The following is a 24,118-nucleotide window of genomic DNA, read 5'->3' as shown; positions in this document are numbered from 1 at the left end:
AATCTTTTCACACCTCCACTTTTGATCAACCACGCAACATGAGTTATTACCTCGGCATCGATATCGGTACCAGCGGCACCAAAACACTTCTCATTGACGAAGCGGGCAGCGTGCTCGCCGAATCCGATGCCAATTACCCCATGGCCCAGCCTCGCCCGGGGTGGACCGAGCAAGATCCTGAGGATTGGTGGAAAGCGACTGTGAAGACCGTTCGTGCCGTCCTGCGTGCGTCGAACGTCGACAAATCCGAAGTCAAGGCGATCGGGCTATCTGGACAGATGCACGGCTCGGTGTTCCTGGACAAAGACGATCAAGTCATTCGCCCGGCACTTCTGTGGAACGATCAACGAACCGTTGAGCAGTGTGATGCGATCACGAGTGCGGCCGGTTCGCGTGAGAAATTGATTGGCATGGTCGCTAACCCAGCCCTGACCGGTTTCCAGGCACCTAAGATTTTGTGGTTGCGGGACAATGAGAAGCGAAATTTTGGAAAGCTTGCAAAGGTATTGTTGCCGAAGGACGAGATTCGCCGGCGGCTGATCGGCGATTACGTCACTGAAGTCAGCGACGCCAGCGGCACGTTGCTCCTCGACGTCAAGGCGCGTGGCTGGTCGAGTGAGCTACTCAGCAAGCTGGGCTTGGACGCCTCTCTCCTCCCGCGGGTAGTTGAATCCGAGGATGTTACGGGAACGTTGACGCCCGCTGCCGCCAAATCACTTGGGCTGAGCACCGAGTGCAAGGTGGTTGGTGGTGCGGGGGACTGCGCAGCCGGCGCGATCGGCAATGGAATTGTAAAGACCGGCTTGCTGAGCACATCGATCGGCACCAGCGGCGTGATGTTCGTCCACAGTGACGAACCCAATATCGATGCTGCTGGACGCTTGCATACGTTCTGCCATGCCGTACGCGGTAAGTGGCACATGATGGGGGTGAACCTGACCAGTGGCGGCTCGCTGCAGTGGTGGGTAGAGAACGTGTTGCAAGGTTTAGCAGGCATGCCGAAAGGCCAATCGTTCGCCGCTGCGACCAAGGAAGCGGAAGGTGTTCCCGCTGGCAGTGGCTCGCTATTGTTCCTGCCCTACCTCAACGGCGAGCGCACGCCTCACGCCGACCCGAAAGCGCGCGGGGCGTTTGTTGGTATGAACCTGACCCATGATCGTGCCGCGATGACCCGTAGCGTGATGGAAGGGATTACCTTTGCTCTGCGTGACAGCCTCGACATTATCGAATCTCTCGGGGTGCCCGTCCGGCAAATCCGCGCATCCGGTGGCGGCAGTAAGAACGAGCTGTGGCGTCAGATGCAAGCGGATGTGTTCGGCAAAAAGATCACCACGCTAAAGGTCGAGCAAGGTGCAGCGTACGGTGTGGCATTGCTAGCTGCGGTAGGCGACGGTGCCTATCGGAATATCGCCTCTGCTTGCGCGGCTACCATTGAAGTGGCGGCAGAGACCAAACCCGACGCCAAAGCCAAAGCGACCTACAACCGCCTGTTTCCGGTCTATCGTGACCTCTATCTGCGGCTGAGCGATTCGATGCATACGCTCGCTGACATGCAATAAGCCCAGCCCGTAGGATGGGACCGTTGTCCCGTCCGAGCAACTGCTGAAACGCATTTTTTCTGTAGAAAACATGCGTCCGAATTAAGCGGTCGGTACGCCCGCATGCCTGTCAAACGTGCTACAAAATGGTCCACGGCGTAGTTGCCCAAGGTCTCATTCTGCGTGACGAACGCTCGGGACGATGGTCCCAAACTACACTCCCTCCAAACTCCTGCCCTCAATCCCACCGCAATCCTCCATGCTACTTCACTTTGGTACGGCTGCCCGTTATGGCTGCCTATGTCTATTTCTGCTCAACCTCCCTGCTGTTGTCGCGGAATCCCCAGAACCAAAAACGTCACCAGAACCCAAATTTCAAATCCTATTTGATGGCTCGTCATTAGCTGGCTGGCGGGGAGTCGAAGGCTTCTGGTCAGTGGTCGACGGTGCGATTCAGGGGCAAACAACCGCTGAAAATCCCACCAAGGGGAACACCTTCTTAGTCTGGCAAGGCGGCGAGCTGGGTGATTTTGAGTTTCGCTGCAAAGTGCGTTTCGAAGGGAATAACTCTGGCGTGCAGTATCGCAGCGAGGTCGTCGATGCGAGCAATTTCGCCATGGCTGGGTATCAAGCGGATCTGCACCCGAACCCGAACTATTTTGGAATGATGTACGGCGAGCGAACGCCGCGAGGTATCATTGCCACCCGTGGACAGCGCGTCGTGATTGACGCCGACGGAAAGAAGAACGTGGTGGGTGACGTCGGTAAAGAAGAACCGCTCGTGGCAGGCGACTGGAACGACCTGCGAATTATTGCCGTGGGCAATCGACTGATTCACCAGGTCAATGGGATCACCACGGTCGATATCACGGACAACGATCCCGGTGCGAAAGCAACTGGGCAACTGGGGCTGCAATTGCATGCCGGGCCGCCAATGAAAGTCGAGTTCCGCTCGCTGCTACTGCGTCCACTCGAGGGGCAAGATGCGAAAAAGACCTTGGCAGATGCACTCGATTCATCCGCGTCGGCAGTTTCACAAGCAGCGGAGTTACCCCAGGTCGACGATGGGAAATGGCTGCTTGCAGAACCGAAGCCTACATGGGTTTGGGCACCTCAATCACACACCAATCAGCAGGTGTGGGTTCGCCAGACCGTGCAACTGGAAGACTCGATTAAGTCGGCTCGTCTGTATGCCACCTGCGACAATGCAGTGAAAATGTGGATCAACGGAAAATCCGTGGGTAGCTCCAAAGAGTGGAAAGAACCGATCGAGAAAGAGATCACGAACTTGCTATCGACGGGTCCGAATGTGATTGCAGCCGAGTGCCAGAACGAGACCGGCGTGGCGGCTTTCGTATGCAAAATCGAGATTCGATTTGCGAATGGGAAGTCACGATCCATCGTTTCGAATCAGGATTGGAAGCTTAGTGAGAAACTGGAAAAGGGCTGGCGACAGGTCTCCTTCGACGACGCGACTTGGAAATCGGCTAAAGGATTTGGCGACCTGGGCAAACAACCTTGGGGGATTCCCAACCACGAGCAGGGTTCGGCTGGCGGCGCCGACCCTCTCAACGCGAAAAATATCAGCGTGCCGCCCGGCTTCGCGATCGAGCGCGTCTATTCCATTCCGAAAGAACAAGGCAGTTGGGTAGCGATGGCACTGGATCCTCAGGGACGGATCTATGCATGTGACCAGGGCGGCCAAGGACTCTATCGCGTCACGATGCAAGGTTCCCAAAAGCCGATTGTTGAGAAGGTCTCGGTTGGCACGCTCAGTGATCTCTCCTCTGCGCAGGGTTTGGTGTGGGCATTTGATAGTTTGTGGTTTCATCGCAATGGTGGCAACCTCGTTCGGATCACGGATAGCGACGGCGATGACGTTCTCGACCATGCCGAGGTTGTTCCGGGCGGTCGAAGTGGTGGTGAGCACGGCAACCATGCCGTGATCGTGACCGAAGATGGCGACGCGATCTACATGGCGGGCGGCAACCATGCCGAGCGGGGCGAGCTCGCTGGTAGCAAGGTGCCGACTTGGTACGAAGGATTGCTGTTGCCGCGAATGTGGGATTCCAACGGCCATGCACGGGGACGATTGGCGCCAGGCGGTTGGGTGACGCGACTCGATATCGATGCAAAAACTCAAACACTCCATGCGATTGGTTTTCGAAATGAATATGACATCACGCTGAATGGTGTCGGTGATATGTTCACCTATGATGCTGACATGGAGTGGGACATGGGCGCACCTTGGTACCGTCCGACACGCATTTGTCATGTCGTGAGTGGCGCTGATTTCGGATGGCGCAGTGGCAGTGGCAAATGGCCCACCTACTACGAGGATAGTCTGCCCCCGGTGGTAGAGATCGGTCCTGGATCGCCTACTGGGATGATCTCCGGAGAGGGCACTCGTTTTCCCACACGCTATCAAGATGCCGTGTTCGCACTCGACTGGACTTTTGGCACCATTTACGCCATCCATCTGCGACCCGAGGGCTCGAGCTATCGCGGCGAAGCAGAAGCATTCGTCTATGGCACGCCATTGCCGGTGACTGACGCTGTCGTGGGGCTCGATGGCGCGCTCTACTTCGCTGTCGGTGGACGCGGTACGGAATCTGCTTTATTCAAAGTGCACTACATCGGCGATGAGTCCACAGCAGCTCCTGCACCACCGCAACGCAAACACATTGCCGCCCGCGAACAACGCCGGACGCTCGAAGCATTCCACGGGATTGCAGATCCGGCAGCCGTTGCAGCAGCGTGGCCATTTCTCGCGAGTGAGGATCGTTTTCTGCGCTACGCCGCCCGGATCGCCATCGAAAGCCAAGACGTCAACACCTGGGCTGCGCGTGTTCTTGAAGATGCGGATCCACAAACGACCATCACTGCCGCAGTGGCACTCGCCCGCATGGGCGAGGCTGATCATGCAGGACCGCTGCTCGATCGGCTATTGCAACTGCAGATCGGTGAACTCTCCGAAAGTCAACAACTCGGCGCACTCCGGGCCCTTGCTCTGGTATTTACTGAACTTCAAAAACCGACTCCCGAACAGCGCCGGCGGGTACTTGCCAAGCTTGAACCTCTCATGCCTAGCCGCTTCGCTGACGTGAACGTGGAGCTCGTGCGAGTGCTGGTCTATCTGCAGAGTGCGAAGGTAGCGGCACGGGCGATGGACTTGATTACCCACCGGGGTGCACCGGAGTACCCGGATTGGTCGACGCTCGCTGCTCGCAACAGCCGATACGGACGCGGAGTTCAGCAAATGCTCGATAATCCGCCACCGGCTCGCGAAATCCAGTACGCCTTTATGCTTCGCAACCTACGCCAGGGTTGGACGCTGCCATTACGGCGTGCGTATTTTGAGTTTCTTAATGAGGCGGCGAAGACTTCTGGGGGGGCGAGTTTTCCTGGGTATCTAAGTCGCACTCGTGACGAGGCGCTCCAGTTTTGTACCGATGAGCAGCGGAAAGCTCTGGAAGATGTAACGGGCGAAGATTTCAATCCCGTCCCCGATTTTGCGATCGCCGCCATCGAAGGTCCTGGCCGAGCTTGGGAAATCGCGTCAGCGAATCAGGCAGCCAGCGGCGGGAAACCCGATTTCGAAAGGGGACGCTCGTTGTACTTCAGCGCGAAGTGTGCATCCTGTCACCGGTTGGCTGGCCTCGGAGGTAACATCGGGCCGGATTTGACGAGTATCCCAAATAAGTTTGATCAGAACTATGTGATTGAAGCGATCATCGATCCCAGTAAAGTGATCTCCGATCAATACGGATCGTCCACGGTTCTGGTCGCCGATGGCAGCTTGGTGAGTGGTCTCGTCGTTGAACGTGCGGGCGGCGATCTGACCGTTTATCCCAACCAGCCTGATGCTAAACCGATTGAAATCGAAGCGGGCGATGTCGAAGAAGTTACGGCATCACCGGTCTCGCAGATGCCATTGGAGTTGCTCAACAATCTGAATGCCGACGAAGTTCGCGATCTCGTGGCCTACCTCATGTCGGGTGGCAATCCCGAAGACAAGCGGTATCAGAAGTAGGCGGCTGGTGAGTTTCGACCATTCCTAGTCCAACCGCTACTTGGGCTAGGAATGTTGTTTGGTGATTAGAGCCGAGAATCTCGCGTGCTGCCTTAAGGAACAGGCAACAATGCAGTTCATGCTGTGCCTACCAACGCAGCAGCAGTGTTCCCCAGGCCAGGCCGGCGCCGAAGCCGCTCATCAAGAGCAGATCGCCTCTTTGCAAACGGCCCGCCTGCACTGCTTCATCGAGCGCTAACGGGATGCTCGCCGCAGAGGTGTTGCCATACCTATCTAAGTTTACAAATACGCGAGCGGGGTCGACACCGAGCCCCGCGACGGCCGAATCAATGATGCGTTGATTCGCTTGATGCAGAATCAAAAGTGCAATGTCGTCAGCGGCCACACCAGCGTGGGCGAGCACATCTTTGGCGCTCTCGTCGACGACTCGGACCGCCCATTTAAACACATTTCGGCCGTCCATTTTCATGAACTGATCACCGGCCGCGTAGGCTTCGGGTGTGAGCGTCTGACGACTTCCACCAGCGGGCACACACAGCATCTCGCCACCGATTCCCTCGCTGCCGAGTTGATAGGAAATCAAGCCCTCTGTTGCGGGGCCCGGATCACAGGGGTTGTGTGCACCTCCCTCGCTACCCGACGGTGTCGGGGTAACCAAAACCGCTCCTGCGGCATCACCAAACAGCGGATAGATTTTCTTATCATCGGGATCGACTGTTCGGGTCATCAAATCTGCGCCCACGATGAGCACGTTTTTTGCATTGCCGGCGGCGATGAATTGCGCTGCCGTGACGAGCGCGTAGGTAAAACCTGAACAGGCCACGCCTAGATCCATCGCAGGGGCGGCAATGCCCAAGCGGCCTTGCAGCTGGCTGGCGGTGGACGGCGTCTGGTGGTCGGGGGTAATCGTGGCGACGAGGACTAAGTCTACTTCGCTGGCTGTCACCCCCGCATTTTGCATGCACCGGTTCGCAGCGTGGAAACACATGTCACTGGTCGCTTCGTCGGCCGCAGCGTGCCGCCGCTGGCGGATTCCGGTACGGCGAACAATCCAATCGCTGTCGCATCCCAAATTGGCAAGATCTTCGTTGGTCACAATCTGCTCGGGCACATACGAGCCCGTTCCAGCGATTCGAATCCCGCCCACGCGACCCAAGCGGCCGTGTTCGGTCACATGCCCACGTGCGAGTGCTGATTCGGCTGAGGTCCCCGCCGGCGCGATATCGCTGCCTGACTGAAGTCTTGCAGAATTGCCTCCGGAAGCTTGACTCTGCGAAGACAGAACGGACGTTTTAGGCGATTCGTGAGCCGGTTCGGTGTGCAACCAACTTTCCTCATTTATCTGGAGCGGGTGGGCAAGAAGCCAATCATGGCCTGTGTCGAGCGGTTGGGCAATATACCGAAAACAGCAGCTAAAGCGACATCCGACAGGTTTTGAACCGAGATCTGAAAATACCTAGCCAAGGACGTCTTTTCAAACGAGCCAATTTGTCGTAAGTTTCCGCCATCGCGAAGACGATACAAGTTTTTGCAGCAAATCGTGGATGAGTTTTGGCTCTCCATTGAAAATGAAAAGTCACAGCTGTGCTGTGATTTACTCGGCGATGTAGCTCAGTCGGTTAGAGCGGAGTCTTCATAAGGCTTAGGTCAGCGGTTCGAGTCCGCTCATCGCTATTTCATGCTGCCTGTCGCCCCGGCAGTGAGATCGTCACCCCAAAGCCACAGTGGAGAGAAATTCTGTGGTTTTGGCGGCGCATCCCCGTAGCATGGTGTAGAGTATTTTGGAGCAGGGACGCTGATCGTCTCCATCGGTGTTAGTCAGCTCCGCTCACTGTACCTCACCCTTTGATGATCGGCGGGGCACGTGGCGACCGGAATCTTCGTCACAGCCTGCCGAAACGACATCGCCAGCTACGAATATTCCAGCAATGACCTCATCGACTAATGTTCAGTCGTCCGTGTCGGAATTTTGCGTCTCGACCGGGCCGAAGCCAACCGGATCCACCTCTCGCTTGACATCTCCCGTTGGGGCACCGAAGTCTAGCAAAACGTGCCACACCTTCCGATTTTCGGAAGCGCGAGCCCTGATTGGGGATCTGCAGCGTCCGAATCAGAAGGTTTACTGGTTCGATTTTCTGTGCTCGATCATTCTAGGGCACGTCACCCTGCACGCTATATTCTGGTTGCCGGTCTGGTATGGATTCACGCCGACAGTCGTAGCGACCATGGGCGCGTGCTACGTCGTGACCGTGTTGTTGTACATGCGAGCGCTGATGTTTATTCACGAGCTCGTTCATCTGCCGGATAAAGGGTTTGCAGCATTCCGAATCGCGTGGAATGCCCTTTGTGGGATCTTTTTCCTGGTGCCGTCATTTCTTTACTATCCGCATATCGATCATCATCGGCGCAAGCACTATGGTACCGAACACGACGGCGAGTACCTCGCGTTGGGTCATCGCGGTCCCTGGATGATAGTGGGATTCGTTGTGCAGGCGCTGATCATCCCGTTCATTGCCCTGCTGCGTTTTGCCCTCATCAGCCCCGCGTGTTGGCTGTTTCCGCGATTGCGTCCCTTCGTTCATCGGCACATGTCCACGATGCTTGTGGATCCCACGTACGAGCGTCCAGACGCGTCGCCAAAGTCGATGCGAATCGTAATTCTGCAAGAGGTGCTTTGTTTTGCCTGGTGCGTATGGTTTCTCATTCGCGGCGGTATTATGCGAGATACCTGGATCGATCCATTCTGGCTGGTGGCGTACGCGGTCGGTGTGGGAATTTTGGTGCTCAATGAGGTTCGCACGCTGGGTGCGCATCGCTGGACCAATCAAGGCGGTGAGATGACTTTCGAGGAGCAGCTGATCGATAGTGTGAATTTCCCGTCGCGACCTTGGATCACGGAGCTCTGGGGGCCGATAGGAACTCGATATCATGCCTTGCATCATCTTTTCCCGCGTTTGCCCTATCACAATCTTGGCGAGGCCCACCGGCGACTTACAGAGGGTTTGCCAGCGGATTCGATATACCATTTGACCACGGAGCTCTCGCTCACGTCGGCAATCGTCAAGTTATGGCGTCGGAGCCAGGGCTCTCAGCGAAATCTTGTTTCGTGACTGGCCCGCATCACCCTAGTGCCGATTTTGCTGAGCACCTCGCTTATTTCTCATGCTCGTCGAATGCCGAGGATGGTTGGCTACCCTACAGTCAACTCCGTCTGCCCGTTGATGATCTAGGCTTTCGGCAGGGCGTGACCGCAGTGGAGCGGATGCGCACTTATGCGGGCGAGGTGTTCCGCCGCAAAGACCATCTCCTGCGGTTTGAAAACACAATGCGTCATGCCCGCATCAGCGGAATGCCAGAGAGTGCTGCCCTCGACTCCTTGATTGACGAATCGCTGAGGCGGAATTCGGCATTGCTCGTTTCCAGGCGTGACGTGGGCGTCACGTTGTGGGCAACGCCCGGAAAGCGTCACGGCGGTCGGCCAACCTTTGCGCTACATCTTAATGAGATCGACGGTGCCGCAGTCCAGCGGCGGCGTACTCAAGGGCAAGCGGTGGTACTGACGAATGTTGTCCAGCCTGGGGAGGAAAGCTGGTCACGACATGCGAAGGTTCGCTGCCGCATGCATTATTACCTCGCTGATTGCCACGCCGAGTCCATTGTGCCCGGTGCTACCGGGGTATTGCGGGACGCCGACGGCAGTTGGACGGAGTCCAGTATCGCGAACATAGCGCTGCTGTTTGGCCGGGACGTTGTCTTCGCACCTGCGAGCCGAGTGTTGCCGGGAGTCACTCAGGCTCTTGTAAAGGAAGTGTGCCGCGAATTGTCACTGTCAACTCGAGAGTCGCCGCTGACATCGGCCATGATCACCGACGCAGATGCCCTGTTGCTGATGGGGACTGACACCGGGCTCTGGTTTGCGAGGTCTGTTCACGATGCCCAGGGAGAGTTGCTCCGTGCTGCTCCTGGCGAATCGGCGAAGGCTGTCATCGCCGACATGCAGTGTCAATTTATCTGTCTCTAGCAAGACGCGGCTAGTAGATCTCTTTAGCCAGCCATTCGCGTGATGCGATTGTGAGGCTGGGCGAGTTCCTCAGCACTGGGCTGGTAGCGAAATTGCATCAGGTAGGCGTCTTCCGTCGCGTCGTCGTAGAAGTCGCGTAAGACGGAGATCGCTTTGAAGCCGAGGTTCTTAAAGAACAGTTGTGCTTCGAGGTTCGTTTCGCGGACCTCGAGCATGATCCGATTGCGGCGTTCTTGGGAGAGTTTGCCGAGCAGTTTCTGCATCATCACGTTGCCAATGCCTTGGCGGCGATAGTTGCTGTGGACGGCAAAGTTGAGAATGTGCAAACGGTTCTTGTGCAGTTCGTAAATCATGAAGCCCACGACTTTACCATCGCATTCGGCAACCATGCCGATGCAGTTTCGCTGTCGCAAGCAGCGAATGAAGTCGTCTTCGGTCCACGGGAACTCGAAACAATCACTTTCGATGCCCAGGACGTCCGGCATATCGCGTCGAATCATCCAGCGGATGTGGGCGGTTTGGCAAGCTTGTTTAGTCTGTTCCACGTCGGACTCCCTTCCGGTGCAATGAAGATTCCATGGCCGCTTTGGAGGCCATCCTGGCCGCCGCGGCGATGAAACGAAAATTAGCAGATCATTCAATCCGCACCAAGACAGAAAAGCAAAAAGCTAGAGACTCTGCGAAATCAGTCGCAGAAATTCGTCCTCCGTTACAATCTTCACGCCCGCACCGTCGGCGATCAGGGAGCGAGCTTTTTCCTCCTTCGTACTTTGCGATCGTCCTGAGCGAAGGGTTCGTGAGTCGGGTTGTCCAACGACAAGTAGATTTGTGAGTTTGGACACGCTGGCCACACAGCGTCCGCCGCAAACCTGTGTCAATCGCTCAGCATCCTCGCGTTGGATCCGGGTGAGGGTGCCGGTGAATACGACTCGTTGTCCGGCAAGGGGGCGGATGAATTCGGCACGTATGAAAAGCCGCTGTACATCCACGCCAGCGGCACTAACGAGCACCTCGGCCTCGGGTAGCTTTACGCCGTTCGCTGCCGTGGTGCCTGCGACCTTCAGCACGGTAGATCGGCGTGCCGTCGCAGGCCCCTTTTTCCCCCAGGGACCAGCCAAGCCCCGGCTGAGTTTCAGCCGCTCTTCCAGCTGTGCAAGCGATTCGACCCCCAAATGTTTCGCGGCGGCGAGAGCGATTTTGGCACATGCAATCGAGTCCTCAAGTGCGTCGTGGTGCTTGAAACGCACACCTAACCAATCCGAGAGAGGCTTGAGCCCGAACCGAGGTTGCTCGGGCCAGGTGCGCCGGGCGATCGCGCGCGTACAACTGTACTGCATGTCCGGTGCCGGATGACCGTGCGACTTTAAGCAAGCCAATAGCACACCGAGATCGAAGCTCGCGTTATGGGCAATCAAACAGTCGTCACCGAATGTGCGAGCAATCTCTGGCCATAACTCGCCGAATTCCGGTGCATCGCGAACCATGTCGGGCGTGATGCCGTGAATCTCAATGTTTCGCGGGCTGATGTAAAATGGTTTGGGGCGAATCAGCCAGCAGGCACTGTCAATCATCTCACCGTCGCGGACGCGCACCGCCGCGAGCTGGCAAGCGCTGTCGCTTTGATGCGTGGCGGTCTCGAAGTCAATCGCCGTGAAATCCACTGGGCTAGTTCCCTTGCATCTTCAACACCGGCAGGCGGCCCCGCATGTCAATTTGCGCAGCAATCGACGCCGGCGTCGTGTCCTGGGGACGTGGTCGAGCAGACGGTGCCAATGCTGGAGTGACAAATCGTGCTCCTTGACGCGTACCACGGCGTGCGAATTCCGCATCGATCTCGTTCCGGATCGCAGATTTTTCCAAACACCATTTGGGCTCGATTAAAAACTTGGGCGGCGCATCGCCGCTAACCCTTTCGACGATCGTGGTGGGAGGGATGCGCTCGAGAAAGTCTACCACGGTGTTGACGTATTCCTCTCGACCCATCATCTGTACCTTTCCTGCGAGAACCTCGCCCCCCAAGGGGGTGCCGTGGACGCTGTACAGATTGTGCAGTTTGATGGCATCGAAACCGAGTACGCCGACTTCGTCTGCCGTCTGCATCATCATGGCATGGTCTTCTCCAGGGACCCCCAAAATCACATGTGCACAACACTCGAATCCACGACCGCGGGCGCGATCGATGGCGTTGATCATGTCGGCGTGGGTGTGCGCCCGGTTCATCCACCGCAGCGATTCATCGTGCACCGACTGCATGCCGAATTCGAGCGAGACCATCGATCGCTGGGCCAGTCGCTCAAGTAGGTCGAGCACACTATCGGGAGCGCAGTCGGGGCGAGTTCCAATCGCGATCCCCACAATTCGGGGATCTGCCGCTAAAGCGAGGTCGTAGACTTCGGCGAGCTGACCGACGGGAGCGTAGGTATTCGTCGCAGGCTGAAAATAAGCGATAAAACCGTCAACTTGATCGTAACGCCGAGTGACTCGCTCAATACCAGCCCGTAGCTGCTCACTCACTCGCTGTAGCCGGACTCTTCGCGACGGACTGAATGATCGATTGTCACAGAAATTGCAGCCGCCAGTGGTGACAGCTCCGTCCACATTCGGACACGTGAATCCGGCGTCCACACTGACCCGTTGGATTCGACCACCAAATTTTCGCCGCAGGTGTCGCCCAAACGCATTGATCAACAGCCCTTCCTGCTGCCAAGCAAGGGGACCGTCGTCAGGATGAGGTTTTGGTTCAGTTTCGGGCATCACTTATACCGGGCGGAGGTCAACTCAGGGAGCAATTCCCCACAATATCACGCTCCATCGAATCGGCAAAGCGATCGTGCGCGCCGTTGCAGCGAGGAAATTGAGCGAAATACTTAGGGAAACATAGTCGTTTTGCGAGTATCTGCGTTCCCCCAGCGAGGAAACAGGTTCTGGTAGACTGATGTTATGGCGCGCCCTGTTTCTCGAGATGATCTCATGACATACGGCGGGTCCCCGCGAGTGAAGTTATTGACTCATGCAGCCGGTGGGAACCAGCATTTTCGTAATGCAAAGCTGGGATGGGGAGCTCGTCAGGGCGCCTTAGACGGCGGGAATTAGACGGCGGGACCACCTACGATACATTCGTGTGAAAAGAGGATGTAAAGCGTTCCATGAGCTCATCATCAAGCGAGAACGAAACCGCGCCCCTGGAATCACCATCCATGTCTGTTGCCGAGGAGGGTGATGACTTTGTGATTATCTCGGGACCGCGCATTGCTGGTGATGCCCCACCTGAATTGCCGACCGATCGCTACCAGATTATTTCGCTGCTTCAGACTGGAGGCATGGGGCTGGTGTATCGCGCTCGTGATCAGATGTTCGAGCGAGATGTGGTCGTCAAAGTACTGCGGCAGGATCGTGCGATGAGCTCGACCGCAATTAGCGATTTCGCGAAAGAGGCGCAGGTGATGAGCTTTCTCTCACACCCCGGCGTGACTCCGATCTACGAAACCGGCGTTTGCCGGAATGGATTACCGTTCCACGTAATGAAGTTGGTCGACGGTGTGACACTGCGTGAAATGATCGCCGCAGGCCGCGTGGAGACGGCTGAGCTGTTAAGTATTTTTACGGACGTTTGCCAAACGATGGCCTTCGCCCACACCAAAGGTGTAATTCATCTGGATTTGAAACCGTCCAACATCATGGTGGGTGAGTTTGGAGAGGTCAACGTGATGGACTGGGGACTTGCAATGTATACACGCCGGCAGTCGGAGGATGACGTGTGGTTAACTCGCAAGACCGTCGGAGGTGATCCGTTGTCACCAATGCCCGACGGAGGCGAAGCGAGCAAGTTGATCACGCGGCAGTCGCAAATTAATGGTACGCCCCAATACATGTCCCCCGAGCAAGCCCGGGGTTCGGCACTCGATGCTCGCGCCGATGTCTTCAGTCTTGGCGGGATCCTTTGCGAGATTCTGACCGGACATGCTCCCTATGAAGGGGAGAGTCTACGAAAAGTTTATCAGTCCGCCCTGCGCTCGAAGACCTTCGTGAGCTTGGAGCGACTGCGCTCCTGTGGTCTGGACAATGCCTTGGTGCAGCTCGCCATCCACTGCTTACAAGCGAAGTTTTCTGATCGGCCGACGAGTGCCAAGGTGCTCGCCCACGTCATGCAGGCACACCAAACGGCGACGTTGAGGAGTGTTCAAAGTGACATGAATCGATTCTTCGAGCTATCGCCTGACATGTTCTGTATCGCTGATCGGAACGGCTTTTTCGTGCGCGTCAATGATAATTTCAGTCGTGTCCTGGGGTACTCCACGGACGAATTGTTGTCGAAGCCTTTCATCGCATTTGTGCACAAGGATGACGTTGCGCAAACGATCGACCAAATCAAGGCGCTGAACGAGGGACGGCCAGTGATTCGCTTCCGAAACCGCTACATCGGTTCAGGCGGAAACCACATCACCCTCGAATGGACGGCGAAATCGATCGAGGACGAACAGCTGGTTTTCGCTGTGGCCCGCGATGTGACCGAAGGGGTTTCAAACGAGATCGCGATCGCGAACGCCGAGCATGTACAGAACAGCATCGAGGCCGAGCGTCGAGACTTGATGTCGGGCTGATTCACGCACAATCGGCTTGGCGTGGAAGGCGATACCCAACCCTGCTCGAGAGAGCATCGGCAGGTCATTGGCACCATCGCCGATCGCGATCGTTTGCTCGCAGTCGATACCCATGTCCGACGCGAGTTGTTCGAGCAACGCTGCTTTTCGCTTGGCATTGACGATTTCTCCAACGACGCGTCCGGTCAGTTTCCCATCAACGATTTCCAGTTCGTTGGCATGCACGTGGTCGATATCGAGGCGTGCCCGAAGGTGCTCGGCAAAGTACGTAAATCCGCCTGAAAGAATTGCCGTTCGGTAGCCGAATCGTTTGAGGTTGGATAGCAGTGTCTCAGCGCCCTCAGTCAACTCGAGTCGGGCAGCGATCATGGGCAATACGGTTTCAGGAAGTCCTGCGAGGGCCGCGACTCGTTGGCGGAGCGACTCGTCAAAATCGATCTCGCCCCGCATGGCGGCCTCCGTCACCGCAGCAACTTGATCTCCGACGCCAGCTTCCTTGGCGATTTCGTCAATCACCTCGGCCTGTAACAGCGTCGAATCCATGTCGAGTGCAACGACCCTGCGAATACGACGAAACGCGTCATCTCGTTGCCACGCCAAGTCGAGATCCAAGCGGGTGGATAGTTCGAGTAACCGGGCCTTGAGTAAATCAGGGTTGATGGGGTCGCCGCGAAGAGAAAACTCCACACACGCTCGCGTGGGGCCGCCATCGGTGATCCGTTTTGGGCGTCCCGATAGTCGGGTAATGACGTCGATGTTCAGTCCTTGGTCAGCGACCAGTCGACTGACAGCGGCGAACTGTTCCGCCGTGACGGCGCGAGAGAGCAGAGTCAGAATGAAACGTGACTTCCCCTCCTCCCCAATCCAGACATCGTAGGCGGCGTCCGCGATCGGCGTGTGCTTGCACTTGAGCTCGAGTTCGCTTGCTCGTTGCCGAAGGGCGTCGATGACGGTGTCTGGTGCGACTTCATCCGGCACGCTGACCATCAGGCCGAGCAGTAACGAGCGATGGATCACGGCTTGATTGACATCGAGCACCCGGCAACCGAAATGTGCCAGATGATCGGATAATGATGCAGTGAGTCCTGGTCGATCTTCGCCGGTGAAGCGAAACAGGATGGTGGTCACGGTAGCGGTTTCGGTCTGGTTCATAGCCCGCGAATCGTAGCGGTCTCGCTGCGTGTCGTCAAAGTGGCATCAGAATTCAAGTTCACCGCCGAGTTCGCCTTCGTCACGCGGATCACCGCACCATTGGTTGAGGGCGTCAATGACGCGGTCTCGATCCTGGTGATTGGTCCAGAGGGAATCGTCCACGTCGAGGCGAATTTCGTAGTAGCCTTCACGAACGCAGTCCTCCTCGCCGCAGAAATGCGGTAGGTCGGCCACCCACACGATACGGTAGAGGGGAACGTGTTTATCGTCGATTTTAATGATGGGGGCGTGCATCCAAGTTCTCGCTTGAGGGCGCGTGCAACGGTGAGGTGGTATTTACTGGGCTAACTCGCGGCTGCGACCAGCCGATGCGGCAACCGCGTCGATCAGTGCCGCGCGGATCGCATTCTGTTCGAGCACCCGGACCGCGGCAATAGTCGTTCCCCCCGGGCTGCAAACTTTGTCTTTGAGTGCACCGGGGTGTTCGCCGGTGTCGCGAACCATCGTGGCGGCACCACGTACGGTCTGCGTTGCCAGTTCCAAGGCAATTTTTCGCGGCAGCCCTGCTGCGACGCCGCCATCGGCCAGGGCCTCGATCATGAGAAACACGTAGGCCGGTCCGGATCCGCTCACGCCCGTGACGGCATCGAGCTGGCTCTCGGTCACCTCGGTGACGTAGCCGACACTGCCCAGCATCGCTTCAATCGACTCCACGTCACTCTCGCTGGCGTCCGCAGCGGTGCAGTATGCGGCAGCACCCTCGCCGACCAAGCTTGGAGTATTTGGCATGACGCGGACAACTCGTTCATGCCCCACGCCAGCGGTAAGTTTGGCCAATGGTACGCCTGCGGCCACCGAAATAACCAGTTTGCCCGCTAAGCCGGTGCCCAACCCTGAGAGTACGGTGGGAAGGATATGCGGTTTGACTGCCAGCATCACGATTTCACTCTGCGCGATCGCTGTGCTGCGCGAATCAGGTGAGTCCGCAGTAAAAAAACGACATCCCGGGTAACTTTCCTGCCACCATTGGCCGGTTGCTTGGCTGGTGGCAACCACGGTGAGGTTGTTCGCGTCAAGAATGGATTGGTCGATCATACCGCCGACCAGGGCGCGCGCCATTTGACCACCGCCAATGACGGTGAGCTGAGGAAGTTTCATGAGCTACAGGGTGACAAACGAAGGTGTGCGTTAGCAAAAGCACGCCAGGATCAAAACAAAGCCTCCGAACGTGGTTCGGTATCGGCGAGCAATTTGATCAAAGCGATGCGAAGATGTTTGACACTCAAGGGTAATGGTAAGAGAGCCCGATGGGAACCGCGAACCGCTCGCTGGATCAAGTGCTTCTGATTCGGATCGACCAGGAGAATGGCTGGGATCTCCTTGGTATCCTCATTTTCGGAGAAAGCGTTATACGCCTCGAGGGCGTCATTACCGAGTTCCGCTGCTCCAAAAATGACGCAATCGGCGGGTTTGTCGATCGCATCGACGAACCGGTCCAAGGCACGCTGCGGGTTGGCAATGATTAAAACGCGATAGCCCCGTGCTTTGAGCCGATCCCGGACCGCGTTTTGCAAGCCAGCCTTGGATTCGACGAACATCACCACATAGCCTTCTCCCTCGTTGGTGATCACGTGGTCATCACCCACATCCTCGGCGTTGACTTTCCCAGAAAGATCGGGGGCCCGCGCTTCGGCGGGGCCTTGCTCGAGAGTATCGATCACTTTCTTGGTAGCCGTTGCCAAGGCGGTACAGGTTTGGATCCGTTTCTCAGGATTGAATTCCATCGCTGCGAGTAGTAATTGATTGACAATGCCCGGTAGGTCTGGAACGTAATCGTAGATCGATCGGATGTCCTGGAACCGGGAAATGTTCAGCCGCGCCATGCGGTCGCGGGTTTCCGTCAAGGCGGGGGTCCCAGCGAGCATATGGTAGAGCATGTTCCCCGCGAAAAACACGTCGCTGCGAGGATCATCCTTGCGAACATTCGTTCCCCGCTCCAGCGCGGCGTAATCGATCGCACGCGCGTTGGGGCAATCAGCGACCACTTCGGGATTGCTGCGGTCCGCCAACGCTGCCAAACCGAAGTCAACAAGTTTCGCTACGCCACCTGAACTGATCAGCACGTTGGAGAGCTTTAAGTCCCGGTGCGAGATTCCGAGGGACGCAGCAAAGGCGAGCCCCTGTGCGATTTCGTGCATCAATTTCAGGGAGAGTTCGACGGGAAGCTTGCCGCGAATCTTCACCAGTTCACGCAACGTCTGCCCTTCCACGAACTCCATCACAAGAAAGGGGTTATGGCGGTCGGGCACCACCTCGAGAATCCGCACGATGTTGGGGTGTTTAAGTTTTAACCCCATCCGGCCTTCCCGGAGGAACTGTTCGAGTTCGTGCGCCTCATCGCGGAATCGCTTTCGGAGCACTTTGACAGCAAACACCTGACCGTCTTTTTCAGCCCGGTACACTCGTGCGAATGTACCCGCGCCGATCAGATAGAGGATCTTGAAGTCGCCGTAAAAATACCCGACCCGATCACCGCGCATGATCTTCTCAGTCTGCAGGGTTGTGATCAATCCACGGCTCTGCAGATGATCGACCACTTGCGGCAACGTCACCTCGCCGACACCAAGTTCTCCGATGGCACGACTGACGTCCATGCGTTCGGCAACTCCGGCCGAGATGACGCGTTCCACAAATTCTTCTTTGGTGATACTCATGGCGAGTGTGTTGATTTCGATGTAGTGGGTCGACGATAGTCATGAACCGACACGCCGACTGCTTTTAGTTTTTCAATAGCCCCCTGCCAGGCGGACGCCTTGTCTGACTGCAAATCGAGATAGATCTTCAGGTAGGGTGCAAATCGTCGATTTGAGCCGGCATCTTCAACACACATTTTGAGGATGGGGTCGAGCGAATCAATCGGATTATTGGGCATGATTAGCATCGCTAATTTGGTCAAGTTGCCCAGTGGTGACAGCGACCGCACTTGGCAATCTGAGATCTCTAGCGTCGTCAGCCAACCCAAACTTGACACAGGTGACAAATCGACGATTGGGTTGCCGGCGAGATCCAAGGCACTGATCTTTTGCAACTCGGCGATCGCGGAAATATTTTCGAGCTGATTATCGGCGAGATAGAGGGTTCGCATATTCTTCATGTTGCGAATCGGCTCCAGCTGCGCCACGTCGTTCCCGGAGAGATCGAGTAACTGAATCCTAGTCAGCGGTTCCAGTGCCGCAATGCTCTCAATGCGGTTTCCTGCCAGCGTCACACTCTGCAATTTGTTCAGTTTCGCTAGCGGCGCGAGATCGCTGATTTCGTTACCCGCCAAGTCGACCAACATCAATGACCGACAGTGTTGCAACCCCTCCAGACTGCGGATTCCCTGCTGCGGGGCCACGACGCGTGAAATCTCCGCAACGTCGTCGACAGTCAACGGTTCATTACCGTGGCGTTTGGCGAAGACGTGGGCACGGACTGCCGCTTCTAATGCCGGATCGGTAAAGATCGAACCGGACTCCGGCGTTTGTGCCAACGCGGGATTGCTCGTGTGGCTCATCGAGCACACGAACGCCGCGACAGCGAAGCTGAGGGTAGACAAGCGGAACACGAGCGAGACCATATTCTCAAGGAGACTGCGAGGGCGAAGAAGACAGATCAGAGTTGTCCGCCCATGATAGTCAAAAAACACTTTCAAGGCGTTCTCACTGCCGACCGCTTCGCGATGTCATGGACTGTACTGATGGCGTCCGTCGGTGAGCCATACAGGATTGTCATCCCGTCGGAGCCAGCCGCGATTGCGTAGGCCTGCTCAACTTCTTCCGCCGTGAGCCATCCCTGAGCTCCCATATACTGAATTTCGGCAAGTTTGCGCAGCAGCGTGAAAGAGGAATCCCCCAACACGCCTGTCACGCGGCGCCTCGCCACTTCGGGGGTGAGCTTGGGGAACGGCTCGACGCTGAGTTTGCTGTCCAGGACGCTCCAGAACTTTTCCAATGCCCCGTTGACGTAGCTCTCGGCGGTGGCGCGTTTGGTCTGCAGTAGCCTTTGGAGTTCGCGATTATCCATCTCGCTGGAAGTGATCAGGGTGCGGCCGCTGCGGCCGTCGATCACTTTGACACGAGTGGAATTTTGGGGCGTGCTATTGCGTACTTCTTTCAAGCCAACGTCGAAGTGCAGCAAGAGTTCGATTCCCTGTGTCGCAGCCGCTTTGGACATTTCTTGAGTGCTCCCCTCCCCGAGATATACGACGTTTGAGATCCACATGCGAGGCTCACTGGGTTGGACATAATCGCCTTCGACCGTATCACCCTGGTCGGTTGCTTCCAGGTCTACGTTGGCGAGGGCGAGGCCAAATTGACCGCTCGCCATTCGCGTCTGCATGGATTCCTTGACAGTGGTCGCCACATACCCCATTAGTTCTTCGAACCGATCACTAATGTTCGGATCGGTCATTTGTGCCTGGGGAGCCGCAGCAGCTGCGGCATTTGGACTGATCAGACGCCCGTTGCTATCGTACCGTGGGGCGCCCTGGGAACTGGATCCGCTGTCCATCTCCATATTTTCATAGTCATCGTACGAACTCGATGAACTCGGTGACCCGGATAATTCCGCAACGCTTGATGAGCCCGGCCCCCCCTCCCCGTTGAAGGAATCCGACTCATAATCGCTCGACATTTCCATGCCTGAATCCATTCCGCCCATTCCGGCAGCGGCATCGGCCTTGATGGGAGCGAAGTCCGTCACGTCGGTGTCACCGTGAAGTCCGAGGGAGACCCCCCACCGGATTTGCCACACGGGGCGGCGGAAGTAGTTACTAAACTTCAAACTGTTGAGATCCTCTTTTGATTCTTCTCCCCCGCGAGCCAGGAACCCGAAATACAGATCCCGGGCGAGTGGAAGATTGCCGTAACGCATCGCAACATTCGCTTCATTGCGCAGCTGAGGACCGGTAATCGGGGGTGTTGATGGTGTCGCCGACGGGGCCAATACGCGGGCGATCTCTTGGCGAAGCGGCTTCCAATCGGGTTGAATCAACTGAAAGATGGACATGGGGGTGGGACCCGTCGTCAAATTTGCCGCGGGCTTTGCCGGCGTCGTGCCCATTTCACTGTCGTAGCCGCCATCGTCGTACTCACTCTCATAGCCACTCTCGTAGGCCGATGTGCTAGGCGATTCATCGGGGCCTTGCCCGAGCGATGTCCCCGACGACAACGCTACCACCGCCCCGGCGATCATAACGGGCAGCATCCAGCCGATTAGCGGCCGCACCACGCGGGAGGCCCCACAGGCAAGCGGATGGAACGGCAGTTCCCAACGGTTGAATTCAATCAATCGGTAGCGGGTGGCAGGAAATAACATGTGCTAATCTCTGGTCAAAATGAGGCAAAAAAGCGCAAAAATGACAGCATTGTTTGAATTTTCAGTAACTTTTTTCGCAATGCAGCGTTCATAATAAGCCAATCCAAACCGACAGACGAGCATTTTTGAGCGGGTTTCCCCCCACGGAGGGAACTTTTTCTCCTCCGCCGGCGTCGTAGTCTGCGGGTGTAAACGTTCATTTTGGGTAACCGGTCGCCCCGCCGCATGATGTGGATACGACCACCGGCAACCTTTTATCTACGCGATTTTTAAGTTCCAGATTTCATGCCACGTCATCTTCACCGCACCACGCGACGCCTTTCTCTCCAAGTGCTCGATGATCGACGCGTGTTGGCCGCGCTGGTGGGGAGTGTATTCCATGATGCGAACGATTCGCTCCGGCGAGATTCCGAGGAAGTCGGATTAGAAAAACGTCTCGTCTACGTCGACCAGAACGACAACTCGAAGATGGACCAGGGTGAGCCGTTCGCTCTGACGGGTGCGGGAGGATCGTTCTCGATTGACAATTTGCCCGACGGTGACTACGCCGTGCGATTGTTCAGCGGCACAAACAGCCAAGTTCAAACGACACCATCCTCCGCGATTTTGCTGCATGACGCGGTGATGCGGACAGATGTGATCGCAGCGGTTCCCGCGATCAAGCTCGACGCCGGCACCGATAGTGAACGGACCGCCCCGGCGGTGCTTGCCAGCGGCGCGAGTTTGCAAACGATCGCTGCGGATGGCACGCTCTCGGAACCTTACGATGTGGGTGGCGAGATCACGCAAATCGTGCGGCTGGCTGATGGTTCCTTGGTGGTGTTTGCGAATACGAGCGACGGTGGCCAGGCATGGATTCTCGACGATGCCCTCGCTGGTTCCGCCGCGCTGGGCGCCACCGGATCAGAGAGTGCTGTTCATTCCGCCGGCGGTGATGACCTGGGACGCGGGGTCATGGTCGCGGGCCTGAGTGATTCTGAAGAACAGGGCGAATTGTGGGCGTTCGATGCAGCGGGTGGAACGATTTCGGCAACTGGCGTGATCGTCGGTTCGGACGCAGTCGTTACGGGCGACTCCACCCCGCGGAGCGATGATGGTCCGACGCGAAGCGTGATCAGCGAGGCGTCGGTAGTGGATGATGGAGAAGGTGGGATGACCCAGTCGCTCGCCATCAGTTTTTGGAGCAATTCCGCTGCATCCATGCTAGGCGAACCCATCGTCGTCAGTGGCGCCAGTGAAGTGGTGGCATTCAGCGACCAGGCCGGCTTGCTCGTGCTGCGGACTGGCGACAACCTCTCGGTGTATGACGTCGACAATAACTTGGCGATGCTATACTCCGTTGACGATACCGAACCGGTCGCCGCAATCGATGCCAACCGAGGATTGCTGGTTACCCGTTCACCGCGTTCCTTTGACGATGACGGTTCAACTCTCGATAGCGGTTTACGATTAATTGATAGCGAAACCGGAGCGGTGTTCGCCGACCTACCGATCGATTTATCGGCATTGGACGACTTGCATTCGCTGGCTCTCGATGACAGCATGCGTTCAGTCGTGCTCACCGGCGCCGCGGGACTGGTGCAACTCTCACTTCGCAAACCGGCCGCAGCGCGGGTGACCGTTGCGGGCGGCCAGGCCGAGCCAATCGCATTTGGGGTTCAGTTGATTGGTTCCAACGACGCACCCGCTTACGCCGAGACGCCCGTCATCTCGGGAGCGGAAGACACCGTGTTTTCAGTGCCACTGCCCAGTGCAACGGACGGGGATGACGAACTCATTATTTTGCCGCTCTATCCACCTGAGTTTGGGGTCGCGACGATCGGGCCCGATGGCCAGATTGAATACACGCCGGACGAAAATTTTGAGGGCACCGATTCGCTGTGGGTGCTCGTCGGTGATGGTCGCGATTTCACTGAGACACCGGTCACCATCAATGTGACGCCTGTCCCAGATGTTCCCTCTGGGGTGACCGCGGGAATCGATCCCGTGCCCGAGAATTTGCCACCGGGCATCGCAGGCGGTTCTTCACCGATCGGCATTGTCGGGGTCATTGATGTCGATGCGGTCAACCATTTCGGCGTTCAAATTCTCGATCTTAATCGCGTCCCTGATGAACGTTTTCAAGTCGTTGACCTGAAGATCTACTTCGTCGGCCCAGAACCTCTCGACGCCGAAACGGAATGGTTGATTCCGCTGATTGTCAGTGTGGACGACCCCGATAGTGGGGGCAAACTCGAGTTTCTCACTGCCATTTCGGTATTGGATGAGGACGATCCCATCACGGACATTACGCCTGATGATGCCACGGTGAACGAAAATTCTCCCGGTGAATCGATCACGGCGCTGGGTGTTATCGATCAAGATGTCGGGCAGTCACATGATTTAAGCGTGGACGATGATCGCTTCGAAATCGTCAATCGCGGACTGAAGCTGAAAGATGGTGTGGCGCTCGACTATGAAGCGACCCTGACCGTCACGGTGAATGTCACCGCCGAGCACGATGAGGATTCATTTACTAAGGCGATTACGATCACCGTGCTCGACCAAGCTGAAACTCCTGAGAACCTGGAACTCAGCAATCAGACCGTCAATGAACTCGAGGTCGCTGCTGTCGTTGGCGAGCTAACGGTCGACGGTAATCCAGCGGCGAACGGTCATTCGTTGACGGTAAACGACGCCCGGTTCGTGATCGAGGGCTCGACGCTCAGACTTGCCGATAACACTTTCATCGAGCGGACGCCTGGTCTTGATGATGAGATTCTAGTGGAAATCACGGCTACGCCGATCACTGGCGGCGCCGATGGGGTCACCGAGGAGTTTGTGATCGCTGTCGTCGGACACGCAACGCCGTTTCACAATGGCAGCTACCCTGAGGATGTTAATCGAGATGAAGGCGTTACAGCCGTCGATGCGCTAGCGATTATCAACTATCTCAATGCTTACGGTGCTGGTCCAGTGGGAGAGGGCGACCCGTCGTACGGGTACGATGTCAACAGCGATGGATTCGTAACGTCTCTCGATGCTCTGTTGGTCATCAATGAGCTCAACGCAATTAGCACGAGCACCACGGGTACGGTAGGCAATGAACCAAGTGGGGAACCCGACGCTGGCTCCGGAAACTCCAAGGCGTCCAAACGCATTGCGAAAGAGTCGGACGTCCCCGTTCCTCTGCAGGCACCGCCCATCTCTCCACGGCAGCGAGCCATACCTCAGGATTTTGCGATCGCGAGCTTAGTTGATGCTATCAGCGCGAAGGCCGTCGATAGTTCGGCTCAGGAATCGATTGACGAGGCGGTCGCGGTGATCTCCGTGGACACACCTCGTATGCGTGACGACGCAACGCGTGCCGACGAGGTGTTTGGCGAATCGGAGATCGACCTGCTGGGTTAATCTTTGCGCGACCTCAGTGGCCACG

The 24,118-nt window shown here is 56.8% G+C and carries 16 protein-coding genes and 1 tRNA gene; 7 read left to right on the top strand and 10 right to left on the bottom strand.

Annotated features, from left to right (window positions below; all coding sequences use genetic code 11):
- The first annotated feature begins 38 nt into the window (after positions 1-38).
- Both xylB and Poly21_RS23980 read left to right on the top strand, forming a co-directional pair.
- A complete protein-coding gene (gene xylB, locus Poly21_RS23985; protein ID WP_146409612.1) occupies positions 39-1,559 on the top strand; it encodes a xylulokinase in 1,521 nt (506 codons plus the stop codon).
- A gap of 238 nt (positions 1,560-1,797) precedes the next feature.
- Positions 1,798-5,571: a 3-keto-alpha-glucoside-1,2-lyase-like domain-containing protein gene (locus Poly21_RS23980; RefSeq protein ID WP_146409611.1), complete on the top strand. Its 3,774-nt coding sequence runs from the start codon at positions 1,798-1,800 to the stop codon at positions 5,569-5,571.
- A gap of 127 nt (positions 5,572-5,698) precedes the next feature.
- On the opposite strand, the gene Poly21_RS23975 is transcribed toward Poly21_RS23980, so the two are convergent.
- Complete coding sequence (locus tag Poly21_RS23975; protein ID WP_436967523.1) at positions 5,699-6,793, bottom strand: beta-ketoacyl-ACP synthase III; 1,095 nt, start codon at positions 6,791-6,793, stop codon at positions 5,699-5,701.
- Between the two features lie 378 nt (positions 6,794-7,171).
- On the opposite strand from Poly21_RS23975, the gene Poly21_RS23970 reads away from it, so the two are divergent.
- The 3 genes from Poly21_RS23970 (at position 7,172) to Poly21_RS23960 (ending at position 9,592) form a co-directional block, all read left to right on the top strand.
- A tRNA-Met gene (locus tag Poly21_RS23970) sits at positions 7,172-7,245 on the top strand.
- A 338-nt stretch (positions 7,246-7,583) separates the two neighbouring features.
- Entirely contained in the window at positions 7,584-8,681 is a 1,098-nt protein-coding gene (locus Poly21_RS23965; protein ID WP_302120430.1) for a fatty acid desaturase family protein, read from the top strand.
- Positions 8,678-9,592: an aminotransferase class IV gene (locus Poly21_RS23960; protein ID WP_302120429.1), complete on the top strand. Its 915-nt coding sequence runs from the start codon at positions 8,678-8,680 to the stop codon at positions 9,590-9,592. The genes Poly21_RS23965 and Poly21_RS23960 overlap by 4 nt, the downstream gene beginning before the upstream one ends.
- Before the next feature lie 23 nt (positions 9,593-9,615).
- Here the strand turns inward: Poly21_RS23960 and rimI are convergent, their stop codons facing one another.
- The 3 genes from rimI to mnmL all read right to left on the bottom strand — a co-directional run bounded on the left by rimI (position 9,616) and on the right by mnmL (position 12,346).
- Positions 9,616-10,092, bottom strand: a complete 477-nt coding sequence (rimI, locus tag Poly21_RS23955; RefSeq protein WP_496109477.1) for a ribosomal protein S18-alanine N-acetyltransferase — start codon at positions 10,090-10,092, stop codon at positions 9,616-9,618.
- Between the two features lie 168 nt (positions 10,093-10,260).
- Positions 10,261-11,253, bottom strand: a complete 993-nt coding sequence (locus tag Poly21_RS23950; protein WP_146409607.1) for an exonuclease domain-containing protein — start codon at positions 11,251-11,253, stop codon at positions 10,261-10,263.
- A gap of 4 nt (positions 11,254-11,257) precedes the next feature.
- Positions 11,258-12,346, bottom strand: a complete 1,089-nt coding sequence (gene mnmL, locus Poly21_RS23945; protein ID WP_146409606.1) for a tRNA modification radical SAM protein MnmL/YtqA — start codon at positions 12,344-12,346, stop codon at positions 11,258-11,260.
- Between the two features lie 392 nt (positions 12,347-12,738).
- Here mnmL and Poly21_RS23940 point away from each other — a divergent pair, with 392 nt between their 5' ends.
- Positions 12,739-14,193 carry a protein kinase domain-containing protein gene (locus Poly21_RS23940; protein ID WP_146409605.1) on the top strand — a complete coding sequence of 485 codons (1,455 nt, stop codon included), beginning with the start codon at positions 12,739-12,741 and terminating at the stop codon, positions 14,191-14,193.
- Here Poly21_RS23940 and serB read toward each other — a convergent pair.
- From serB to Poly21_RS23910, 6 genes are all read right to left on the bottom strand, one after another.
- Positions 14,113-15,345, bottom strand: a complete 1,233-nt coding sequence (serB, locus tag Poly21_RS23935; protein WP_146409604.1) for a phosphoserine phosphatase SerB — start codon at positions 15,343-15,345, stop codon at positions 14,113-14,115. The genes Poly21_RS23940 and serB overlap by 81 nt on opposite strands.
- A 45-nt stretch (positions 15,346-15,390) precedes the next feature.
- Positions 15,391-15,639, bottom strand: a complete 249-nt coding sequence (locus tag Poly21_RS23930; protein ID WP_146409603.1) for a hypothetical protein — start codon at positions 15,637-15,639, stop codon at positions 15,391-15,393.
- A 42-nt stretch (positions 15,640-15,681) separates the two neighbouring features.
- Complete coding sequence (gene proC / locus Poly21_RS23925; RefSeq protein WP_146409602.1) at positions 15,682-16,503, bottom strand: pyrroline-5-carboxylate reductase; 822 nt, start codon at positions 16,501-16,503, stop codon at positions 15,682-15,684.
- A gap of 50 nt (positions 16,504-16,553) precedes the next feature.
- On the bottom strand, positions 16,554-18,059 hold the full coding sequence (locus Poly21_RS23920) for a serine/threonine-protein kinase (protein ID WP_146409601.1): 1,506 nt from the start codon (positions 18,057-18,059) through the stop codon (positions 16,554-16,556).
- A complete protein-coding gene (locus Poly21_RS23915; RefSeq protein WP_302120426.1) occupies positions 18,056-18,952 on the bottom strand; it encodes a leucine-rich repeat domain-containing protein in 897 nt (298 codons plus the stop codon). The genes Poly21_RS23920 and Poly21_RS23915 overlap by 4 nt, the downstream gene beginning before the upstream one ends.
- 83 nt (positions 18,953-19,035) lie before the next feature.
- On the bottom strand, positions 19,036-20,703 hold the full coding sequence (locus tag Poly21_RS23910; protein WP_146409599.1) for a hypothetical protein: 1,668 nt from the start codon (positions 20,701-20,703) through the stop codon (positions 19,036-19,038).
- 285 nt (positions 20,704-20,988) lie between these two features.
- On the opposite strand from Poly21_RS23910, the gene Poly21_RS23905 reads away from it, so the two are divergent.
- Positions 20,989-24,093: a dockerin type I domain-containing protein gene (locus tag Poly21_RS23905; protein WP_302120425.1), complete on the top strand. Its 3,105-nt coding sequence runs from the start codon at positions 20,989-20,991 to the stop codon at positions 24,091-24,093.
- Positions 24,094-24,118: the final 25 nt, after the last annotated feature.

Source organism: Allorhodopirellula heiligendammensis (assembly GCF_007860105.1).
Taxonomy (GTDB): domain Bacteria; phylum Planctomycetota; class Planctomycetia; order Pirellulales; family Pirellulaceae; genus Rhodopirellula; species Rhodopirellula heiligendammensis.
The sequence above is the reverse complement of the archived record's forward strand: the minus strand, read 5'-3'. Positions and strand labels throughout refer to the sequence as shown.

Excerpts from the sequence above, each read along its gene's own strand:
- Poly21_RS23940 (WP_146409605.1), top strand. The coding sequence starts at position 12,739 with ATGAGCTCATCATCAAGCGAGAACGAAACCGCGCCCCTGGAATCACCA.
- xylB (WP_146409612.1), top strand. The coding sequence starts at position 39 with ATGAGTTATTACCTCGGCATCGATATCGGTACCAGCGGCACCAAAACA.
- Poly21_RS23920 (WP_146409601.1), bottom strand. The coding sequence starts at position 18,059 with ATGAGTATCACCAAAGAAGAATTTGTGGAACGCGTCATCTCGGCCGGA.
- Poly21_RS23905 (WP_302120425.1), top strand. The coding sequence starts at position 20,989 with ATGCCACGTCATCTTCACCGCACCACGCGACGCCTTTCTCTCCAAGTG.
- mnmL (WP_146409606.1), bottom strand. The coding sequence starts at position 12,346 with ATGCCCGAAACTGAACCAAAACCTCATCCTGACGACGGTCCCCTTGCT.
- Poly21_RS23980 (WP_146409611.1), top strand. The coding sequence starts at position 1,798 with ATGCTACTTCACTTTGGTACGGCTGCCCGTTATGGCTGCCTATGTCTA.
- Poly21_RS23910 (WP_146409599.1), bottom strand. The coding sequence starts at position 20,703 with ATGTTATTTCCTGCCACCCGCTACCGATTGATTGAATTCAACCGTTGG.
- serB (WP_146409604.1), bottom strand. The coding sequence starts at position 15,345 with ATGAACCAGACCGAAACCGCTACCGTGACCACCATCCTGTTTCGCTTC.
- rimI (WP_496109477.1), bottom strand. The coding sequence starts at position 10,092 with ATGATTCGACGCGATATGCCGGACGTCCTGGGCATCGAAAGTGATTGT.
- proC (WP_146409602.1), bottom strand. The coding sequence starts at position 16,503 with ATGAAACTTCCTCAGCTCACCGTCATTGGCGGTGGTCAAATGGCGCGC.
- Poly21_RS23930 (WP_146409603.1), bottom strand. The coding sequence starts at position 15,639 with ATGCACGCCCCCATCATTAAAATCGACGATAAACACGTTCCCCTCTAC.